Annotated in this window: 12 protein-coding genes; 7 read left to right on the top strand and 5 right to left on the bottom strand. The window is 67.3% G+C overall.

From position 1 onward, the window contains the following. The first annotated feature begins 5 nt into the window (after positions 1–5). Entirely contained in the window at positions 6–3,128 is a 3,123-nt protein-coding gene (locus C3F42_RS28330) for an efflux RND transporter permease subunit (RefSeq protein ID WP_038706352.1), read from the top strand. A gap of 61 nt (positions 3,129–3,189) precedes the next feature. Further along, a complete protein-coding gene (mobA, locus tag C3F42_RS28325) occupies positions 3,190–3,765 on the top strand; it encodes a molybdenum cofactor guanylyltransferase MobA (protein WP_104445189.1) in 576 nt (191 codons plus the stop codon). Between the two features lie 96 nt (positions 3,766–3,861). Here mobA and C3F42_RS28320 read toward each other — a convergent pair whose 3' ends face one another. Genes C3F42_RS28320 through C3F42_RS28310 form a run of 3 tightly spaced genes read right to left on the bottom strand, consistent with a single transcriptional unit; the run spans position 3,862 to position 9,551 of the window. Then, positions 3,862–5,265 carry an efflux transporter outer membrane subunit gene (locus C3F42_RS28320; RefSeq protein WP_104445188.1) on the bottom strand — a complete coding sequence of 468 codons (1,404 nt, stop codon included), beginning with the start codon at positions 5,263–5,265 and terminating at the stop codon, positions 3,862–3,864. Next, entirely contained in the window at positions 5,265–8,393 is a 3,129-nt protein-coding gene (locus tag C3F42_RS28315) for an efflux RND transporter permease subunit (RefSeq protein WP_104445187.1), read from the bottom strand. The genes C3F42_RS28320 and C3F42_RS28315 overlap by 1 nt, the downstream gene beginning before the upstream one ends. Positions 8,394–8,408: 15 nt before the next feature. Then, complete coding sequence (locus C3F42_RS28310; RefSeq protein ID WP_104445186.1) at positions 8,409–9,551, bottom strand: MexC family multidrug efflux RND transporter periplasmic adaptor subunit; 1,143 nt, start codon at positions 9,549–9,551, stop codon at positions 8,409–8,411. A 178-nt stretch (positions 9,552–9,729) separates the two neighbouring features. Here C3F42_RS28310 and C3F42_RS28305 point away from each other — a divergent pair, with 178 nt between their 5' ends. The 3 genes from C3F42_RS28305 to C3F42_RS28295 all read left to right on the top strand — a co-directional run bounded on the left by C3F42_RS28305 (position 9,730) and on the right by C3F42_RS28295 (position 13,130). Next, complete coding sequence (locus tag C3F42_RS28305) at positions 9,730–11,265, top strand: apoptosis inducing factor family protein (RefSeq protein WP_104445185.1); 1,536 nt, start codon at positions 9,730–9,732, stop codon at positions 11,263–11,265. A gap of 109 nt (positions 11,266–11,374) precedes the next feature. Then, positions 11,375–12,382 (top strand): aldo/keto reductase, encoded by a 1,008-nt coding sequence (locus tag C3F42_RS28300; protein ID WP_104445184.1) that lies wholly within the window; start codon positions 11,375–11,377, stop codon positions 12,380–12,382. Between the two features lie 115 nt (positions 12,383–12,497). Continuing rightward, positions 12,498–13,130: a LysE family translocator gene (locus C3F42_RS28295; RefSeq protein ID WP_038706358.1), complete on the top strand. Its 633-nt coding sequence runs from the start codon at positions 12,498–12,500 to the stop codon at positions 13,128–13,130. A 3-nt stretch (positions 13,131–13,133) separates the two neighbouring features. Here the strand turns inward: C3F42_RS28295 and C3F42_RS28290 are convergent, their stop codons facing one another. Beyond that, positions 13,134–14,321 carry an MFS transporter gene (locus C3F42_RS28290; RefSeq protein ID WP_094011420.1) on the bottom strand — a complete coding sequence of 396 codons (1,188 nt, stop codon included), beginning with the start codon at positions 14,319–14,321 and terminating at the stop codon, positions 13,134–13,136. Between the two features lie 111 nt (positions 14,322–14,432). Here C3F42_RS28290 and C3F42_RS28285 point away from each other — a divergent pair, with 111 nt between their 5' ends. Then, positions 14,433–15,353, top strand: a complete 921-nt coding sequence (locus C3F42_RS28285; RefSeq protein WP_094011419.1) for a LysR family transcriptional regulator — start codon at positions 14,433–14,435, stop codon at positions 15,351–15,353. Positions 15,354–15,379: 26 nt separating this feature from the next. On the opposite strand, the gene C3F42_RS28280 is transcribed toward C3F42_RS28285, so the two are convergent. After that, positions 15,380–16,033, bottom strand: a complete 654-nt coding sequence (locus C3F42_RS28280; protein ID WP_038706361.1) for an oxygen-insensitive NAD(P)H-dependent nitroreductase NfsB — start codon at positions 16,031–16,033, stop codon at positions 15,380–15,382. A 103-nt stretch (positions 16,034–16,136) separates the two neighbouring features. Here C3F42_RS28280 and C3F42_RS28275 point away from each other — a divergent pair, with 103 nt between their 5' ends. Further along, positions 16,137–17,057, top strand: coding sequence for a LysR family transcriptional regulator (locus C3F42_RS28275; RefSeq protein ID WP_094011418.1), 921 nt, complete (start codon positions 16,137–16,139; stop codon positions 17,055–17,057).

Genomic DNA, 17,057 nt, shown 5'->3' with positions numbered 1-17,057 from the left:
GATCCATGCCGCAGTTCTTCATCGACCGCCCGGTGTTCGCCTGGGTGGTCGCCCTGTTCATCCTCTTGGTCGGCGCCCTGGCCATCCCACAGTTGCCGGTGGCCCAGTATCCCGACGTGGCCCCGCCGCAGGTGGAAATCTACGCCGTCTACCCCGGCGCTTCGGCGGCGACCATGGACGAGAGCGTGGTCAGCATCATCGAGCAGGAGCTCAACGGTGCCGACAACCTGCTCTATTTCGAATCGCAGAGCAGCCTGGGCAGCGCCACCATCACCGCCAGCTTCCAGCCTGGCACCAACCCGGACATGGCCCAGGTGGACGTGCAGAACCGCCTCAAGGTAATCGAGTCGCGCCTGCCGCGCCCGGTCACCCAGCAAGGCCTGCAGGTCGAGAAGGTGTCCACCGGTTTCCTGTTGCTGGCCACCCTCACCTCCGAGGACGGCAGCCTCGACGAGATCGCCCTGTCGGACATCCTCGCGCGCAACGTGATGAACGAGATCCGTCGCCTCAAGGGTGTCGGCAAGGCGCAGCTGTATGGCTCCGAACGGGCCATGCGCATCTGGATCGACCCGGCCAAGCTGGTTGGCTTCAACCTCACGCCCAATGACGTGGCCGAGGCCATCGCCGCGCAGAACGCCCAGGTCGCCCCCGGCAGCATTGGCGACCTGCCGAGCCGACCGACCCAGGAGATTACCGCCAACGTGGTGGTCAAGGGCCAGCTGAGCACCCCAGAGGAGTTCGCCGCCATCGTCCTGCGCGCCAACACCGACGGTTCCACGGTCACTGTCGGTGACGTGGCGCGGGTCGAGATCGGGGCCCAGGAATACCAGTACGGCACCCGCCTCAACGGCAAGGCCACCAGCGCCTTCAGCGTCAAGTTGTCGCCCGGCGCCAACGCCATGGAAACCGCGACCCTGGTCAAGCAGAAGCTCGACGAGCTGGCGCGCTACTTCCCGGCCGGGGTGAAGTACGACATCCCCTACGACACCTCGCCCTTCGTCAAGGTCTCGATCAAGCAGGTGATCAACACCCTGCTCGAGGCCATGGTGCTGGTGTTCGCGGTGATGTTCCTGTTCCTGCAGAACTTCCGTTACACGCTGATTCCGACCCTGGTGGTGCCGGTGGCGCTGATGGGCACCTTCGCGGTGATGAACGTGCTGGGTTTCTCGGTCAACGTACTGACCCTGTTCGGCATGGTGCTGGCCATCGGTATCCTGGTGGACGACGCCATCGTCGTGGTGGAAAACGTCGAGCGGATCATGGCCGAGGAAGGCCTGCCGCCCAAGGAAGCCACGCGCAAGGCCATGGGCCAGATCAGCGGCGCCATCGTCGGCATCACCCTGGTACTGGTAGCGGTATTCCTGCCGATGGCCTTCATGCAAGGTTCGGTGGGGGTGATCTACCAGCAGTTCTCGGTGTCGATGGCGGTGTCGATCCTGTTCTCGGCGTTCCTCGCCCTGAGCCTGACCCCGGCCCTGTGCGCCACCCTGCTCAAGCCGCTGGAGAAAGGCGAGCATCATGAGCGCAAGGGTTTCTTCGGCTGGTTCAACCGCCGCTTCGAAGGCATGAGCAATGGCTACCAGCGCTGGGTGACCCACGCCCTGGCCCGCAGCGGTCGCTATCTGCTGGTGTATGCCGCACTGGTCGGCGTGCTGGTGTACGGCTTCAGCCAGCTGCCCACCGCCTTCCTGCCTACCGAGGACCAGGGCTACACCATCACCGACATCCAGCTGCCGCCGGGCGCCAGCCAGGCACGGACCATCGAGGTCGGGCAGCAGATCGAGGCGCACAACGCCGAAGAGCCCGGCGTGGCCAACACCACGCTGATCCTCGGTTTCAGCTTCTCCGGCAGCGGGCAGAACGCGGCGCTGGCCTTCACCACGCTCAAGGACTGGTCCGAACGCGGTGGCGACGACAGCGCGCAGTCGATCGCCGAGCGCGCCACCATGGCCTTCACCCAGCTCAAGGACGCCATCGCCTATGCGGTGTTGCCGCCGCCGGTGGACGGCCTGGGCGAGTCGACCGGTTTCGAGTTCCGCCTGCAGGACCGCGGCGGCATGGGCCACACCGGGCTGATGGAAGCTCGCGACCAACTGCTGGACGCGGCGCGCAAGAGCAAGGTGCTGGTCAACGTGCGCGAAGCATCTCTGGCGGAGAGCCCTCAGGTCGAGCTGGAAGTGGACCGCCGCCAGGCCAACGCCCTGGGCGTGTCGTTTGCCGATATCGGCGCGGTGCTCGACACCGCGGTGGGGTCGAACTACGTCAACGACTTCCCCAACCAGGGCCGCATGCAGCGGGTGGTGGTGCAGGCCGAAGGCGACCGGCGCAGCCAGGTCGAGGACCTGCTGAAGATCCACGTGCGCAACAGCAGCGGCAAGATGGTGCCCCTGGGCGCCTTCGTCAGTGCCCGCTGGCAGTCCGGCCCGGTACAGCTGACCCGCTACAACGGCTACCCGGCGGTGTCGATCTCCGGCGAGCCGGCGGCCGGCTACAGCTCGGGCGAGGCCATGGCCGAGATCGAGCGCCTGGTGGCGCAACTGCCGGCAGGTGCCGGCCTGGAGTGGACCGGCCTGTCGCTGCAGGAACGCCTGTCCGGCAGTCAGGCGCCACTGCTGATGGCGCTGTCGCTGCTGGTGGTGTTCCTGTGCCTGGCCGCGCTGTACGAAAGCTGGTCGATTCCCACCGCGGTGCTGCTGGTGGTGCCACTGGGGGTGCTCGGCGCGGTGCTCGCGGTGACCCTGCGCGGCCTGCCCAACGACGTGTTCTTCAAGGTCGGCCTGATCACCCTGATCGGCCTGTCGGCGAAGAACGCCATCCTGATCATCGAGTTCGCCAAGGACCTGGTGGACCAGGGCGTCGATGCGGCGGACGCGGCGATCCAGGCCGCGCGCCTGCGCCTGCGCCCGATCGTGATGACGTCGCTGGCGTTCATCCTTGGCGTGGTGCCACTGGCCATCGCCAGCGGCGCCAGCTCGGCCAGCCAGCAAGCCATCGGCACCGGGGTGATCGGCGGCATGCTCAGCGCCACCTTCGCCGTGGTGTTCGTGCCGGTGTTCTTCGTCGTGGTGATGCGCCTGGCCAGGCGCGGCAAGACCAAGGCGGCGCAGGTGGCCAGCCACCAGGCCTGACTGGACAAGCCCTGCGGTAAATGGGAGGGTTCCCGGCATTGACTGCCCGGAACCCTTTTTCATGCCCGACGTTCTTCCCCCCTGCTCCATCCTTATCCTCGCCGGCGGCCGTGGCCAGCGTATGGGCGGGCGCGACAAGGGGCTGGTGCCCTGGCGCGGCGAGCCGTTGGTGGCGCATGTGCAGCGCGCTGTGCGGGCGTTGAGCGATGACCTGGTGATCTCCTGCAACCGCAACCAGGCGGCCTACGCAATCTACGCCGACCAGCTCGTCACCGACGCCGAAGCGGACTTTCCCGGTCCGCTGGCCGGCGTGATCAGCGGGCTCAGGGCAGCCCGGCACGAATGGGTGGTAGTGCTGGCCTGCGATGCGCCGCGCATCGACCGGGCGCTGGTCGAGGACCTGCTGCGCCTGGCCGAGGCGCATGACAGCGCGGCCATGGTGCGCCAGGGTGGGTATTGGCAGCCGATGTTCAGTGTGTTGCCCCGGCGCGTGTTGCCATTGCTGGAGCACGCCTGGCAGGCGGGTGAGCGGAGTTTGCAGAAGGCCTTGCTGCAGGCGAATGTGCAGGGGTTGGCGTGTGCCGGGGACGATGCGCGGTTGAGCAACTTCAACAGTCCGGATCTGTTGCGCGATTAACGCTCGCCTGCTCGGCCCTATCGCGGGCAAAAAAAAGGCCCCAAGGCAGGGACACCTGGGGCCAAGCGGTTGGACTTCCCAACCAAAGGAGGCATTTCAACCTTGGGCCGGCCAGCCACCGCCCAAGGCACGGAACAGATCGACCAGTGCCAGCTGGCGCTGGGTGCTGGCCTGGATGAACGCCGCTTCGTTGACATAGCCGTTGCGCTGCGCGTCCAGGTAGCGCAGGTGGTTGTCCACCCCGCCCTCATAGCGCGCCTTGGCCAGCGCCACGGTCGCCCGGCTGGTGTCGGCCAGGGCGCGCCGCGCGGCTTCCTCGCGGCGCAAGGTATCGGTGGCGGCCAGGGCGTCGGCCACTTCGCGGAAGGCGCTCTGGATCGTGCCTTCGTAAGCGGCCACCGCCGAATCCTTGCGCGCCTCGGCCAGGCTCAGGCCGGCCTTGTTGCGCCCGGCGTCGAACAGCGGCAGCGACAGTTGCGGCATGAACGTCCAGCTACGCGAGCCGCCGTCGAACAACCCGGACATCTGCGCGCTGGAAGTGCCGAAACTGCCGGTCAGGCTGATCCGCGGGAAGAACGCCGCCCGCGCCGCGCCGATATCGGCATTGCGCGCCCGCAGCCGGTGCTCGGCGGCCAGGATGTCCGGGCGGCGCTCGATCAGCGCCGACGGCGCGCCTGGGGCGATGTCCTGCAGGACCATCGGCGCCTGCATCCGCTCGGCGGGAATCGCCTTGGCCGCCTCGGCGCTGCCCAGCAGCAGCGCCAGGGCGTTGTAGGCCTGGCGCTGCTCGCGCACGATACCTTCGAGCTCGGCCCGTGACTGCTCGACCAGCCCCAGCGCCTCCTGGTGGTCCAGCGCCGTGGCCGTGCCAGCGGCGCGCCGCTGGCCGACCAGGGCCAACGAGTCCTCGCGGCTGGCCAGGGTCTGGCGAGTCAGCGTCAGGCGCCGTTCGGCACCGTCCAGGGTCAGGTAGGCCTGGCTGACATCAGCGATCAGCGCGATGCGCGCGGCACGGCCGACTTCCTCGGTGGCCAGGTACTGCTCCAGCGCCGCATCGCTCAGGCTCTTGACCCGACCGAACAGGTCCACTTCGTACTCTGGCAGCGACAGCCCCACCTGGTAACTGCTGCTGACCCCTTCCCTGCCGTTGTTCGACAGGTCCGCCGGCAGGTGCTGGCGGTTACCGGAGGCACCGGCGTTCAGGCCTGGTACCCGATCGGCCCGCTGGATACGGTATTGCGCTCGGGCCTGCTCGATGTCGAGCAGGGTCTGACGCAGGGAGCGGTTGTTGTCCAGTGCCGTGGTGACCAGTTGACGCAAGGCCGGATCGACGATGAACGCCTGCCAGTCCAGCTGCTCCACCGACTTGCCATGATGGCCGGCGGCATCGCCCCAGGCAGCCGCCACCGGCGCCTCCGGGCGCTGGTAGGTCGGTGCCAGGGAGCAGCCGACCAGGGTAACGGCCAGCGCGAACGGGACTGCACATTTACCCATGACCATCACTTCCTTACCTCGACAGCGTGTTGCACAGGGGCCGGCTTGCGCTTGAGCAGCTTGAGCACCCAGACGAAACAGATCGGCACGAACACCACCCCCAGCAAGGTGGCGCTGAGCATGCCGCCAATCACCCCGGTACCGATGGCGCGCTGGCTGGCCGCGCCGGCGCCAGTGGCGATGGCCAGGGGCACCACGCCGAGGATGAAGGCCATGGAGGTCATCACGATCGGGCGGAAACGCAGGCGCGCGGCTTCAATGGCGGCGTCGCTCAAGCTGTAACCCTTCTCCCACAGTTCCTTGGCGAACTCGACGATCAGGATGGCGTTCTTCGCCGCAAGGCCGATGATGGTGATCAGGCCGACCTTGAAGTACACATCGTTGGGCATGCCGGTGAGCAGTACCGCCCAGACCGCGCCCAAGGCGCCGATCGGCACGATCAGCATCACCGTCAGCGGGATCGCCCAGCTCTCGTACAGCGCCACCAGCAGCAGGAACACCACCAGGATGGCCAGGGCGAACAAGCCGGCGGCCTGGCCACTGGAGACCTTCTCCTGGTAGGACAGGCCGGTCCAGGCATAGCCAATGCCGGGTTGCAACTCGCCGACCAGGCGCTCCATCTCTGCCATCGCCTGGCCAGTGCTGTAGCCGGGTGCGGCGTCGCCGGCGATACGGATCGACGGGTAGCCGTTGTAGCGCACCAGTTGCACCGGCCCTTCCTCCCACTGGGTGGTGGCGAAGGCACTGAACGGCACTTGCTCGCCGCGGGCGTTAGGTGCGTACAGGCGCAGCACGCTTTCCGGGGTCATGCGCTCGCCCTGCTCGGCCTGCACCACCACACGCTGCTGGCGCCCGGCATTGGTGAAGTCGTTGATCACCGCCGAACCGAAGGCGGTGGCCAGCGTGCTGTTGATCGACTCGAAGTTCACCCCCAGGGCGCGTGCCTTGTCGCGGTCGATCTGGACGCGCAACTGTGGTGCTTCTGCCAGGCCTTCCATCATCGCGTACAGGAACACCGGGTTGCCGTTGGCTCGAGCCAGCAACTGGTCACGGGCCGCCAGCAGCGCTTCACGCCCCAGGCCGCCCCGGTCCATCAAGCGCAGGGCGAAACCGCCGGAGTTGCCCAGGCCGTCGATCGGCGGCGGCATGACCGCGGTGATGGCACCGTCGCCGTTGGCCGCGAAGCGCTCGTTGGTCGCGACGATTTCGTCTGCCGCCGATTGGCCCTTGCCACGTTGCGACCAGTCCTTGTAGGTCGGGAAAGCCAGCGCGGCATTCTCTCCCTGGCCCGAGAAACTGAAACCGGTCACCACGATCGAGTTGGCCACTGCCTCGCGAGACATCAGGAACTGCTCGAGCGCTTCGGCGGTATGGTCAGTGCGCACCCGGCTGGCGCCAGGCGGTAGTTGTACGTCGACGATGCCGTAGCCGAGGTCCTCGGCGGGCACGAAGGCCTCCGGGACGCGCAGGTAGGAATAACCCAGCACCACCAGGATGCCGACATAGGCGAGCATCCAGCGCCCGGCACGGGCCACCAGTGCACTGTTCATCAGCGAATAGCGCTCGGTCACACGGGCGAAGCCGCGGTTGAAGGCACCGAAGAAACCGCCCTTCTCGTGGTGCCCATGGGCCACAGGCTTGAGCAGCGTGGCGCACAGCGCCGGGGTGAAGGTCAGGGCCAGGAAGCCGGAGAACAGGATCGACACCGCCAGCGACACGGAGAACTGCTGGTAGATCACCCCGACCGAACCGGACATGAACGCCAACGGCAGGAACACCGCCGCCAGCACCATGGTGATACCAATGATCGCCCCGGAAACCTGCCCCATCGCCTTGATGGTGGCTTCCGCCGGCGACAGCCCTTCCTCGGCCATCAAGCGCTCGACGTTCTCCACCACGACGATGGCGTCGTCGACCAGGATACCGATGGCCAGCACCATGCCGAACATGGTCATCATGTTCACCGAGAAACCCAGCAGCTTCATGACCATCAGCGTTCCCAGCAGGCACACCGGCACCACGATCGACGGGATCAGGGTGTAGCGCACGTTCTGCAGGAACAGGAACATCACCAGGAACACCAGCACCATGGCCTCGATCAGGGTGTGGATCACCTTCTCGATGGCCACGTCGACGAAGCGCGAGGTGTCGTAGGGCACCGAGTACTCGACGCCGTCAGGGAAGAACTGCGACAGCTCGGCCAGGCGCTCCTTGACCAGGGTCGCGGTTTCGATGGCGTTGGCGCCCGGCGCCAGCTGCACAGCGGCGACGACTGCGGGCTTGCCGTCCAGGCGCGCCGAGAGATTGTAGTTCTCGCTGCCGATGGCCAGGCGCGCGACATCGCCAAGGCGCACGCTGGAGCCGTCCGGGTTGGCGCGCAGGACGATGCCGGCGAAGGCCTCGGGGGTTTCCAGGGTGCCCTGCACGGCCAAGGTCGCGGTCAGTTCCTGCTCGCTGGCTCCGGGCGTGCTGCCGAAACTGCCGGCGGGTACCTGAACGTTCTGGCCACGAATGGCGTTGCCGATGTCGTCGATGGACAGGCCGTAACCCACCAGCTTCTGCGGATCGACCCAGACCCGCATCGCCGCCTCGGAGGCGAAGAACTGCAACTTGCCCACGCCGGGTACGCGCAGCAGCTCGTTGTTGATGTTGCGCGCGGCATAGTCGGCCAGGCTGGTGACGTCGTCACGGCCACCGGTGGCGCTGGTCAGGGCGTACATCAGCAGGAAGCCGGAACTGGCCTGCTCGACCTTGAGGCCCTGGGTCAGTACCGCCTGGGGCATGCGCGCCTCGGCCTTCTTCAGGCGGTTCTGCACATCGACCTGGGCCATGTCCGGGTCGGTACCGGGCTGGAACGTCACCATCACCTCGGCCACGCCGTTGGAGTTGTTGGTGGACTCGTAGTACAGCAGGCCCTTGGCGCCGTTGAGCGACTCCTCGATGATGCTGGTCACCGACTCGACCATCACCTTGGCGGACGCGCCCGGGTAGACGGCATTGATGGAAATCTGTGGCGGCGCCACGCTGGGATACTGGGCCACCGGCAACGCCGGGATCACCAGCAAACCGGCCAGGGAAATGAACAGCGCCACGACCCAGGCGAAGTTCGGCCGATTGATGAAGAACTTGGACATCTCGCTACCCTCGCCTTAGTGTGCCGCGGCCTGTTGCGCCTGGGCCGGCTGCACCGGCATGCCCGGAGCAAGGCCGGCCGGGCCGCCGACGATGACCTGGTCACCGGCGCGCAGGCCCTCGGTGATCTGCCAGCGCGAGCCGTGCATCCCACCGGTGCGCACGCTGCGCGCCTCGGCCAGGTTGCCGGTGCCGACCACCAGCACCCGCGCCTCGCCATCGCTGCCGCGCTGCACCGCGCGCTGCGGCACCAGGATGGCCTGCTGGTCGGTACCCTGCGGGGTGCGCACGCGCACGTACATGCCCGGCAGCAGGATGCCGTCGGCATTGTCGAAGCGACCGCGCAAGGTGACCTGGCCGGTGCCACGGTCGACCGCCACGTCGGTGAACATCAGCGCGCCCTGGCGCTGGTAGTCGGTGCCTTCCACCTGGGCGGTCAGCGCCTTGTCGTCGCCAGCGCCGAGCGCGCCGTCCTTGAGGGCCTGACGCAGACGCAGGGCTTCGGCGGCGGACTGGGTGAAGTCGACGTAGATGGGATCGAGCTGCTGGATGCGCGCCATCAAGGTGGCCTCCCCCTGCCCGACCAGGGCGCCTTCGGTGGCCAGGGCGCGGCCGATGCGGCCGGAGATCGGCGCGGTGACCGTGGCATAGCCCAGGTTCAGGCGCGCGGTCTGCACGTCGGCCTGGGCCGAGCGCACGGCCGCCTGGGCGCTGCGCAGCTCGGCGCTGGCGCTGTCGAAGTCCTGCTGGCTGACCGCCTCGATCTTGACCAGCGGCTCATAGCGCTTGACCCGTGCCTGGGCCTCCTGCTGCACCGCCTGGGCCCGCGCAAGGTCGGCCTCGACACGCGCCAGGGCAGCCTTGAACGGTGCCGCATCGATCTGGAACAACACATCCCCAGCCTTGACGTCGGCGCCTTCCTCGAAACGTTTGTGCAGGACAATGCCGGCGACCCGGGCACGCACCTCGGCCACACGCATCGGTTCGACCCGGCCCGGCAGGGTCGAGGCCAGGGCCAGCTGTTCGCTGGCCAGCGTCACGGTCTCCACCGGAAATGCCGTTTCAGTCGCGGCCTGCTGTTCTTCAGCAGCTCCGCAGCCGGCCAGTGCTACCGCCACTGCCAGCCAGCTGACCATCCCTATTGCACGCAAATTGCTCATTAACTCACCCGAGCCGTTAACTAGAATTGGCGCGAATGGTACTTACACATTCGATTTGAGTCAATTTAGTCTCATTTGAAGTTTTTGTGAAATGTTGTAATCACCGTCCAATCGTCGGCTGAGCGCAGCCCGTACCCAGTGCAGGCGTCAAATGAACACAACCCGTGAGGAGATCCCCATGACCTTCCATCCCGTGGCTAGCCTCGACCAGCTTGAACAACTCCGTCCCCTGCGCGTTCAGGTTGGTACCGAAGAAATCGTCCTGGTACGCCAGGGCGAGCGGGTGCGTGCCTTCCAGGCCAACTGCCCGCATGAGGGCGCGCCACTGGAACAAGGCGCGGTCTGTGGTGGGCTGCTGATCTGCCCCTGGCACAAGGCCGCCTTCGCCGTGGACGACGGCGCGGTGTGCGAGCCGCCGGCGCTGGCCGGTCTGCGCCGGCATGCCGTGCAGGTCAGGGACGGCCAGGTATGGGTGGACGAGCAGCCACTGCCCGAGGCTGAAGCGCCGCGCCACAGCGACGCGCGCACCTTTGTCGTGGTGGGCGCCGGCGCCGCCGGGGCCGCCGCCATCGCCACCTTGCTCGACCATGGCTTTGCCGGCCGCCTGTTGTGGATCGACCAGGAACAGCCGAACGCTTACGATCGCACGGCCCTGAGCAAGTTCGTCATCGCCGGGCAAATGCCGGTGGACGAAGTGTCCTCACTACTCGCGCCAGTCGACCTGCGCCAAGGCCAGCTGCAGCGCATTCACGGCAAGGTACGCGCGCTGGATGCCGGCAAGCGCATGATCAGCCTGGCCGACGGCCAGCAGTTGAAATACGACGCCGCCCTGCTGGCCACCGGCGGCAAGCCCAACCGCCCCCAGCTCCCCGGCGTGCAACTGCCCGGCATCTGCGTACTGCGCTCGCGCACCGATGCCGCGCAGTTGCTCGACCTGGCCGAGCCGGGCCAGCCGGTGGTGATCGTCGGCGACGGTTTCATCGGCCTGGAGGCCGCCAGCGCCCTGCTCAAGTACGGCCTGCAGGTGCATGTGGTCACACGCCACGCCATCCCGCTGGCCAGGCAGTTGGGCGAGCGCATCGGCCAGACCCTGCGCGAGCTGCATGAGCGCAAGGGTGTGCAGTTCCACGGGCCGACCGAGGTGATCGGCTTCGACGGCCACGAGCGCGTCGAGGCCGTGCTGCTGGCCAATGGCGAGCGCCTGGAAACCGCGCTGGTGCTGCTGGGCACCGGCGTCACCCCGGCCACCCGTTTCGTCCAAGGCCTGGCCCTGGCCGAAGACCATTCGCTCACGGTGGACGCGCACCTGCAGGCCGCCGACGGCCTGTGGGCGGCCGGCGATGTCGCCACCTTCCCCCTGGCAGGCCGCCCGGTGCGCATCGAGCATTGGCGCCTGGCCCAGCAACACGGCGTGATCGCCGCCGCCAACATGCTCGGCGAGCGGCGCCGCTACGACGACGTGCCGTTCTTCTGGACCTACCAGCACGGGCGCACCTACGAAGTGCTCGGGCATGCCAGCGGCTGGAACCGCATCGAGTACGTCGGCTCGCCGGAACAGGGCGACTTCATCGCCCTGCAGTGCCTGGACGACCAGGTCGAGGCGGTGATCGCCAAGGGCTGTTCACGGGCCATGGCCGTGCTGTCGCAGCGCATGAAGCGGCCGCTGTCGAGCCGCGAGGCGCGTGAGCTGATCGATGCCTGGCCAGAGGGATGAGCCATTCGCCAACGCCTGGAAACGGCGCCTGGCCCGCGCTTTCAAAGCAGGGCGGAACTGTGTAAAAGAGGGGAACCCCTCTCAGGATGCCAGAAAAGGATTATCTGCAATGATCTACCGCCCCCTTGGCTACTCCGGCCTGCAAGTCTCGGCCCTGACGCTCGGCAGCATGATGTTCGGTGAACAGACCAGCACCGAAGACTCGCTGCGCATCATCGACAAGGCCTGGGACCAGGGCATCAACTTCGTCGACACCGCCGATGTCTACAATGGCGGCCGCTCCGAGGAGATCGTCGGCGAAGCGGTGGCGCGCAACCGCCACGAGTGGATCGTCGCCTCCAAGGCCGGCTACGGTCCGGTCGATGGCCTGCCGAACCGCAGCGGCCTGTCGCGCAAACACCTGTTCAATGCCATCGAGGCCACCCTCACGCGCATGGGCACCGACTATCTGGACATCTACTACCTGCACCGCGAGGACCATTCGGTACCGCTGGAAGAGACGGTGCGCGCCATCGGCGACCTGCTGGCGCAAGGCAAGATCCGCTACTGGGGCGTGTCAAACTTCCGTGGCTGGCGCATCGCCGAGATCTGCAACGTGGCGCAAAGGCTCGGCGTGGCCAAGCCGGTGGTCAGCCAGCCGCTGTACAACATCGTCAACCGCCAGGCCGAGCCCGAGCAACTCACCGCCGCCGCCTACCATGGCCTGGGCGTGGTGCCGTTCAGCCCGCTGGCCCGTGGCGTGCTCAGCGGCAAGTACGCGCCAGGCTCCGCCCCCGACGAAGGCAGCCGTGCCGGTCGCCAGGACAAGCGCATCATGGAAGTGGAATGGCGCCAGGAATCGCTGGCCATCGCCCAGAAGATCCATGCCTATACCGAGGCCAAGGGCGTGGGCATCGTCGAGTTCGCCATCGCCTGGGTGCTGAACAACCGCCTGGTCAGCTCGGCCATCGTCGGGCCGCGCACCGAGGCGCAGTGGGACACCTATGCCGGTGCGTTGGAGGTCAAGGTCACGGCGGAGGACGAGGCCTTCATCGATTCGCTGGTGACGCCCGGCCATGCCTCGACCCCGGGCTTCAACGATGTCGCCCACTTCGTCAGCGGGCGCCTGGCACGCTGAACCGGCCTGGGCAACTTCTCTGGGAGCGGGCAAGCCGCTCCCTCAGCGATGCCCAATGGCGGTCCGCGCCGATTACTGGCATTGTGTGTTTTTCCCAGCGCAAAGGACGCGCTCCATGGCCCTGCACCTCTGGTTGACCTTCTCCTTCGCCTACCTGCTCACCTCGCTGCTCCCCGGCCCGAATGTCCTGCTCACTGTGCGCAACGCCTTGCGCTACGGCCCGTCCGGCATGGGCATGACCCTGTTCGGCAACCTCACCGCGCAACTGCTGACGATCACCGCCGTGGCCATGGGCGTGGGCGCCCTGCTGATCTCTTTGCCCACGGCGTTCCTGGCGCTGAAGCTGGCCGGCGCCGCTTACCTGATCTACCTCGGCCTGCGCCAGTTGCTGGGCAAAGGCGCCCCCACCGCGCCGACGGCGCAGGTGGTAGCGACGCCGCCCCAGACGCAATGGCGGATCGCCGTGGAAGCCTTCCTGGTCTCGGCGAGCAACCCCAAGACCCTGGTGTTCTTCTGCGCCTTCCTGCCGCAGTTCCTCGAGCCTGGGCGGCCGATCTTCGGCCAGTTCGCGGCCATGTACCTGAGCGGCTCGCTGATCGTCTGCCTGGTGCACTCCTTCTACTGCTTCACCGCCTGGCGCTTCGGCCTGCGCCTGAAGGCTTCGCCCCTGGCGGCCTGGTTCAAGCGCGCCAGCGGCGCGCTGTTCATCGGCCTGGGCGTGCGCCTGCTCAACACCCGGGCGGTGTAGGCCTCACTCGCTCGCCAGCATGGCCAGGGTGGCGATCATCGCCAGCACGGCGAACCCGCATGCCACGTAGCCCAGGGCGCCCAGGCCCAGGACCTGGATCGACGCGCCGCCCAACGCCGCACCGGCGGCGATACCGGCATTGGCCGCCGACACGTTCAAGGTCCCGGCCAGGGCCTGGGCCTTGGCGCCGGCCTGCATCACCCGCACCTGACAGACCGGGAACAGCGCGGTGTAGGCGATGCCCCACAGCACCAGCGCGCCCCCCAGCAGCCATGCAGTGCCGAGCAACGGGGTGACCGCGCCCATGCCCAGCGCCAGCATCGCCAACAGCAGCAAGGTCGCCCGCAGCGGGCTCCGATCAACGATGCGCCCGGCCAGGCCGTTGCCGAGCATGCCGACCACGCCGAAGCCCATCAGCCACCAGCCCACTTCGCCGGCCGGCACGGCGGCCAGCTGTTCAAGCGTCTCGGCCAGGTAGGTGTAGGCAGTGAACATGGCGGTGAACACCAGCGCCGAGAGCAGCACATGGGCGATGAAGCGGCGGTCCTTGAGGATCACCGTCTGCCGCTCCCCCGGCGCACGGGCGGGTGCCGCCGGCACAGTCGGCAGCCACGCCCACATCAACAGCGCCACCAGCAGGCACAGCCCGGCGAGTAACGCGAAACTGCCACGCCAGCCGACCAGCCCGGCGGCCAGCGTGCCCAGTGGAATGCCGAAGACAAATGCGGCGGTGATGCCCAGGTACACCCGTGACACCGCCCAGCCCTCGCGCCCCGCCCCGGCCAATTGCCCGGCGCTTTCGCTGGCGGTGCCCCAATACACCGGCAAGGCCAGCGCGGCGATAAAGCGTGCCAATGCCAGCACCCAGATGTTCGGCGCCAGCGCCGACAGCGCGTTGGACGCGGCGAACACCAGCAGGATGGCGATGAACAGTCCCTTGCGCGGCACTGCCGACAGCCAGGCGGTGAGCGGCGGCCCGAACAACATCACGGTCACGGCGAACAGCGTGACCAACTGGCCCGCACCCGCAACCGAAAGGCCAAGGTCGCGGGCCAGCGCCGGCAGCAGCCCGAGAATCAGAAATTCGGTGGTCAGCACCGCGAAGCCGCCGATGGCGAAGAGGCCGATGGATAACCCCGTACGCGGCGCTGGGCGCGTGAGGGTGGCGTGGGTCAGGCTGGAAGTGGACATCCGCTGCAATCCTGGTTGAATGGAAGGCCAGCTTAATCTGGAATTTAGTTCCTATTGCTGGTAGTTATTCCTTTATCAAGTGAATCAGATTCATTAATAAAAGACCTCGCCATGTCTGCCTCGGAACGCCTCAAGGACATCGACTTCTTCGTCAGCGTGGCCAACGCTGGCAGCTTCATCGCCGCCGCCGAACGCATGAACCTCACCAGTTCCGCCGTGAGCAAGGGCGTCGCGCGCCTGGAGAAACGCCTGCAGGTGCGCCTGTTCGAACGCACCACCCGGCGCCTGGCCCTGACCGACAGCGGCGCCGACTACTACCGCGCGTGCACCCGCGTGCTGGCGGACATCGAGGAAGCCGAGCTGGCCCTCAACGATGAACACCATACGCCCTGCGGCAAGCTGCGCATCGACCTGCCAGCTACCTTCGGCCGTCTGCACGGCCTCCCTGCCGTACTCGACTTCGCTGCGCGGCATCCACGGCTGCAACCGCACATCACCCTCTCCGATCGCTTCGTCGACCTGGTCGAGGACGCCATCGACATTGTCGTGCGCATCGGCGGACCACAAACCTGGCAGCCAGGCATCGAGCACCGTTACCTGGGCAGCCAGCGCCTGGTGTTCTGCGCCGCCCCCGCTTATCTGGCTCGCCACGGCACGCCCCAAGACCTGCAGCAACTGCAGGCCCAGGGCTGCGTGCTCTATGCCTGCGCAGACGGCAGCACACCGGCCCTGCACTTTGCCGGCGCCCGCCCGGGCCTGACGCAGCTGCGCGGCATGCCCGGGCGCCTGGCCATCGGCGATGCCGAAGGCCAGGCGCTAGCTGTCAGCGCCGGGCACGGCATCGCCCAGTTGCCGACCTGGCTGGTGCAGCGCCAGCTCGATGACGGGACGCTGCAACAGATACTGCCGGCGTACGCGATGGAAGGATTGCCGATCAACCTGGCCTGGCGCCGCAACCGCGGACACCTGCCCAAGGTGAGCGCGATGGTCCAGGCCCTGGCCGAACGCCTGGGGCCGCTGATTCAGGGCTGACCCAGGTCAAGCGCCACTACCGATACTCACAGGAAGGTAAATACCTGCCCCGCCGCCAACCGCGACTTGCTCAGACCGGCATTGAAATCCTCCTCGCTGCGATAGCCCAGGCTCAGCAGCACCACGCTGGTGTAGCCCTGCTCGCGCAGGCCCAGTTCGGCGTCCAGGGCCTTGGCGTCGAAGCCTTCGATCGGCGTGGCATCCAGGCCGTGGGCGGCGGCGCCCAGCAGCGCGGTGCCCAGGGCCAGGTAGACCTGCTTCTCCATCCAGTGCTGCAGGTCCTTGAAGTCATGGCGGTGCAGGTCGACATAACCGCGGCGGGTCTGGTCCTGGACTTCGCGGGCCTGCTCGTTACGGAAGCGGCCATCGGCGGCTTCCTGCGCCAGCACTGCCTGCAGGTGAGCTTCGGTCATGTTGGTGCGGGCGGCGAACACGATCACATGGGAGGCATCGCGCAGCTTCGGGCTGTTGTAGGCGAATCGAGCATCGGTGGCCTTGGCCAGGCGCGCCTTGCCTTCGGCGCTGTCGGCCACGACGAAGTGCCAGGGCTGCGAATTGACCGAGGACGGGCTGTGGCGCAACTGCTCGAGCAACGCGTCGATGGTGGCCTGGGGGATTTTGCGGCTGGCGTCGTAGGCCTTGGTGGTGTAACGGCGTTTGGCGAGGGCAACGGTGTCCATCTAGGGCAATTCCTCAAGGGTTCGTGAATGAATGGCATCTTATCTTCCCGACCGCAAAGAAAAACCAGCACAATGCAGCAACACTTTCATCCCTGGAGTGAAAATGCTGCGCATCAACGACCTCGAACTGTTCGCCCGTGCCAACGCCCTGGGCAGCTTCACCGCAGCGGCCCACGAGGCCGACCTGCTGCCCGGCCAGGTGGCCGCGGCGATCAAGCGCCTGGAGCGCGAGCTCGATGTGCGCCTGTTCGCCCGCACCACCCGCAGCCTGCGCCTGACCGCCGAAGGCGAGCTGTACCTGCCCACCGCCCAGCGCGTGATCGATGCCCTGCGCCAGGGCCGCGAGGACCTGCATGGCAGCCACAGCTGCCTGCGCGGCGTGTTGCAGGTGGCGGCGCCCTCGGACATGGGCCGCAACCTGCTGCGGCCCTGGCTCAGTGCATTTCGCCGCGAGCATCCGGGGTTGGGCCTGCGCTTCTTCCTCTCCGACCAGTTGGCCGACCTGTATCGCGATCCGGTGGACGTCGCCATCCGCTACGGCCAGAACGAGGACGCCAACTACATTGCCCTGCCCCTGGCGCCGTGGAACCGCCGGGTCCTGGCGGCCTCCCCGGACTACCTGGCGCGCCATGGCCGCCCGCTGACCCCCGAGGACCTGCAGCAACACGACTGCCTGCTATACCTGCAGCAAAGCCGGGTGTACGACAAATGGCGCCTGGGCAACCGCACCGTGCAGGTGCGCGGGCCGCTGTTCAGTGACGATGCCGACGTGGTGCGGCGCTGGGCGCTGGAAGGCGAAGGCATCGTCTACAAGTCGTGGCTGGATGTCAGCGCCGATGTCGCCGCCGGCGAGCTGGAGCTGCTGCTGCCCGAATACCCCGGCGAGCTGACCCCGGTGACCCTGGTGTGCCCGCACCGCAAGCAGCTCACCCCCGCCGTGGCCCAGTTGCACCTGTGGCTGCGCGAGCGTTTCGCCGCGCTGCGCCCGGACGACATGTTGCAGCCGTTGTCGCCGGGCGTATAG

The sequence above is a fragment of the Pseudomonas sp. PONIH3 genome, from assembly GCF_002934345.1.
Lineage (GTDB): Bacteria > Pseudomonadota > Gammaproteobacteria > Pseudomonadales > Pseudomonadaceae > Aquipseudomonas > Aquipseudomonas soli.
Note: the sequence above shows the minus strand (reverse complement) of the source record. Positions and strands in the feature narration are given on the sequence as shown.

Bases quoted from the DNA above. Each gene is read 5' to 3' on its own strand.
- C3F42_RS28330 (WP_038706352.1), top strand. From the start codon at position 6: ATGCCGCAGTTCTTCATCGACCGCCCGGTGTTCGCCTGGGTGGTCGCC.
- mobA (WP_104445189.1), top strand. From the start codon at position 3,190: ATGCCCGACGTTCTTCCCCCCTGCTCCATCCTTATCCTCGCCGGCGGC.
- C3F42_RS28320 (WP_104445188.1), bottom strand. From the start codon at position 5,265: ATGGTCATGGGTAAATGTGCAGTCCCGTTCGCGCTGGCCGTTACCCTG.
- C3F42_RS28315 (WP_104445187.1), bottom strand. From the start codon at position 8,393: ATGTCCAAGTTCTTCATCAATCGGCCGAACTTCGCCTGGGTCGTGGCG.
- C3F42_RS28310 (WP_104445186.1), bottom strand. From the start codon at position 9,551: ATGAGCAATTTGCGTGCAATAGGGATGGTCAGCTGGCTGGCAGTGGCG.
- C3F42_RS28305 (WP_104445185.1), top strand. From the start codon at position 9,730: ATGACCTTCCATCCCGTGGCTAGCCTCGACCAGCTTGAACAACTCCGT.
- C3F42_RS28300 (WP_104445184.1), top strand. From the start codon at position 11,375: ATGATCTACCGCCCCCTTGGCTACTCCGGCCTGCAAGTCTCGGCCCTG.
- C3F42_RS28295 (WP_038706358.1), top strand. From the start codon at position 12,498: ATGGCCCTGCACCTCTGGTTGACCTTCTCCTTCGCCTACCTGCTCACC.
- C3F42_RS28290 (WP_094011420.1), bottom strand. From the start codon at position 14,321: ATGTCCACTTCCAGCCTGACCCACGCCACCCTCACGCGCCCAGCGCCG.
- C3F42_RS28285 (WP_094011419.1), top strand. From the start codon at position 14,433: ATGTCTGCCTCGGAACGCCTCAAGGACATCGACTTCTTCGTCAGCGTG.
- C3F42_RS28280 (WP_038706361.1), bottom strand. From the start codon at position 16,033: ATGGACACCGTTGCCCTCGCCAAACGCCGTTACACCACCAAGGCCTAC.
- C3F42_RS28275 (WP_094011418.1), top strand. From the start codon at position 16,137: ATGCTGCGCATCAACGACCTCGAACTGTTCGCCCGTGCCAACGCCCTG.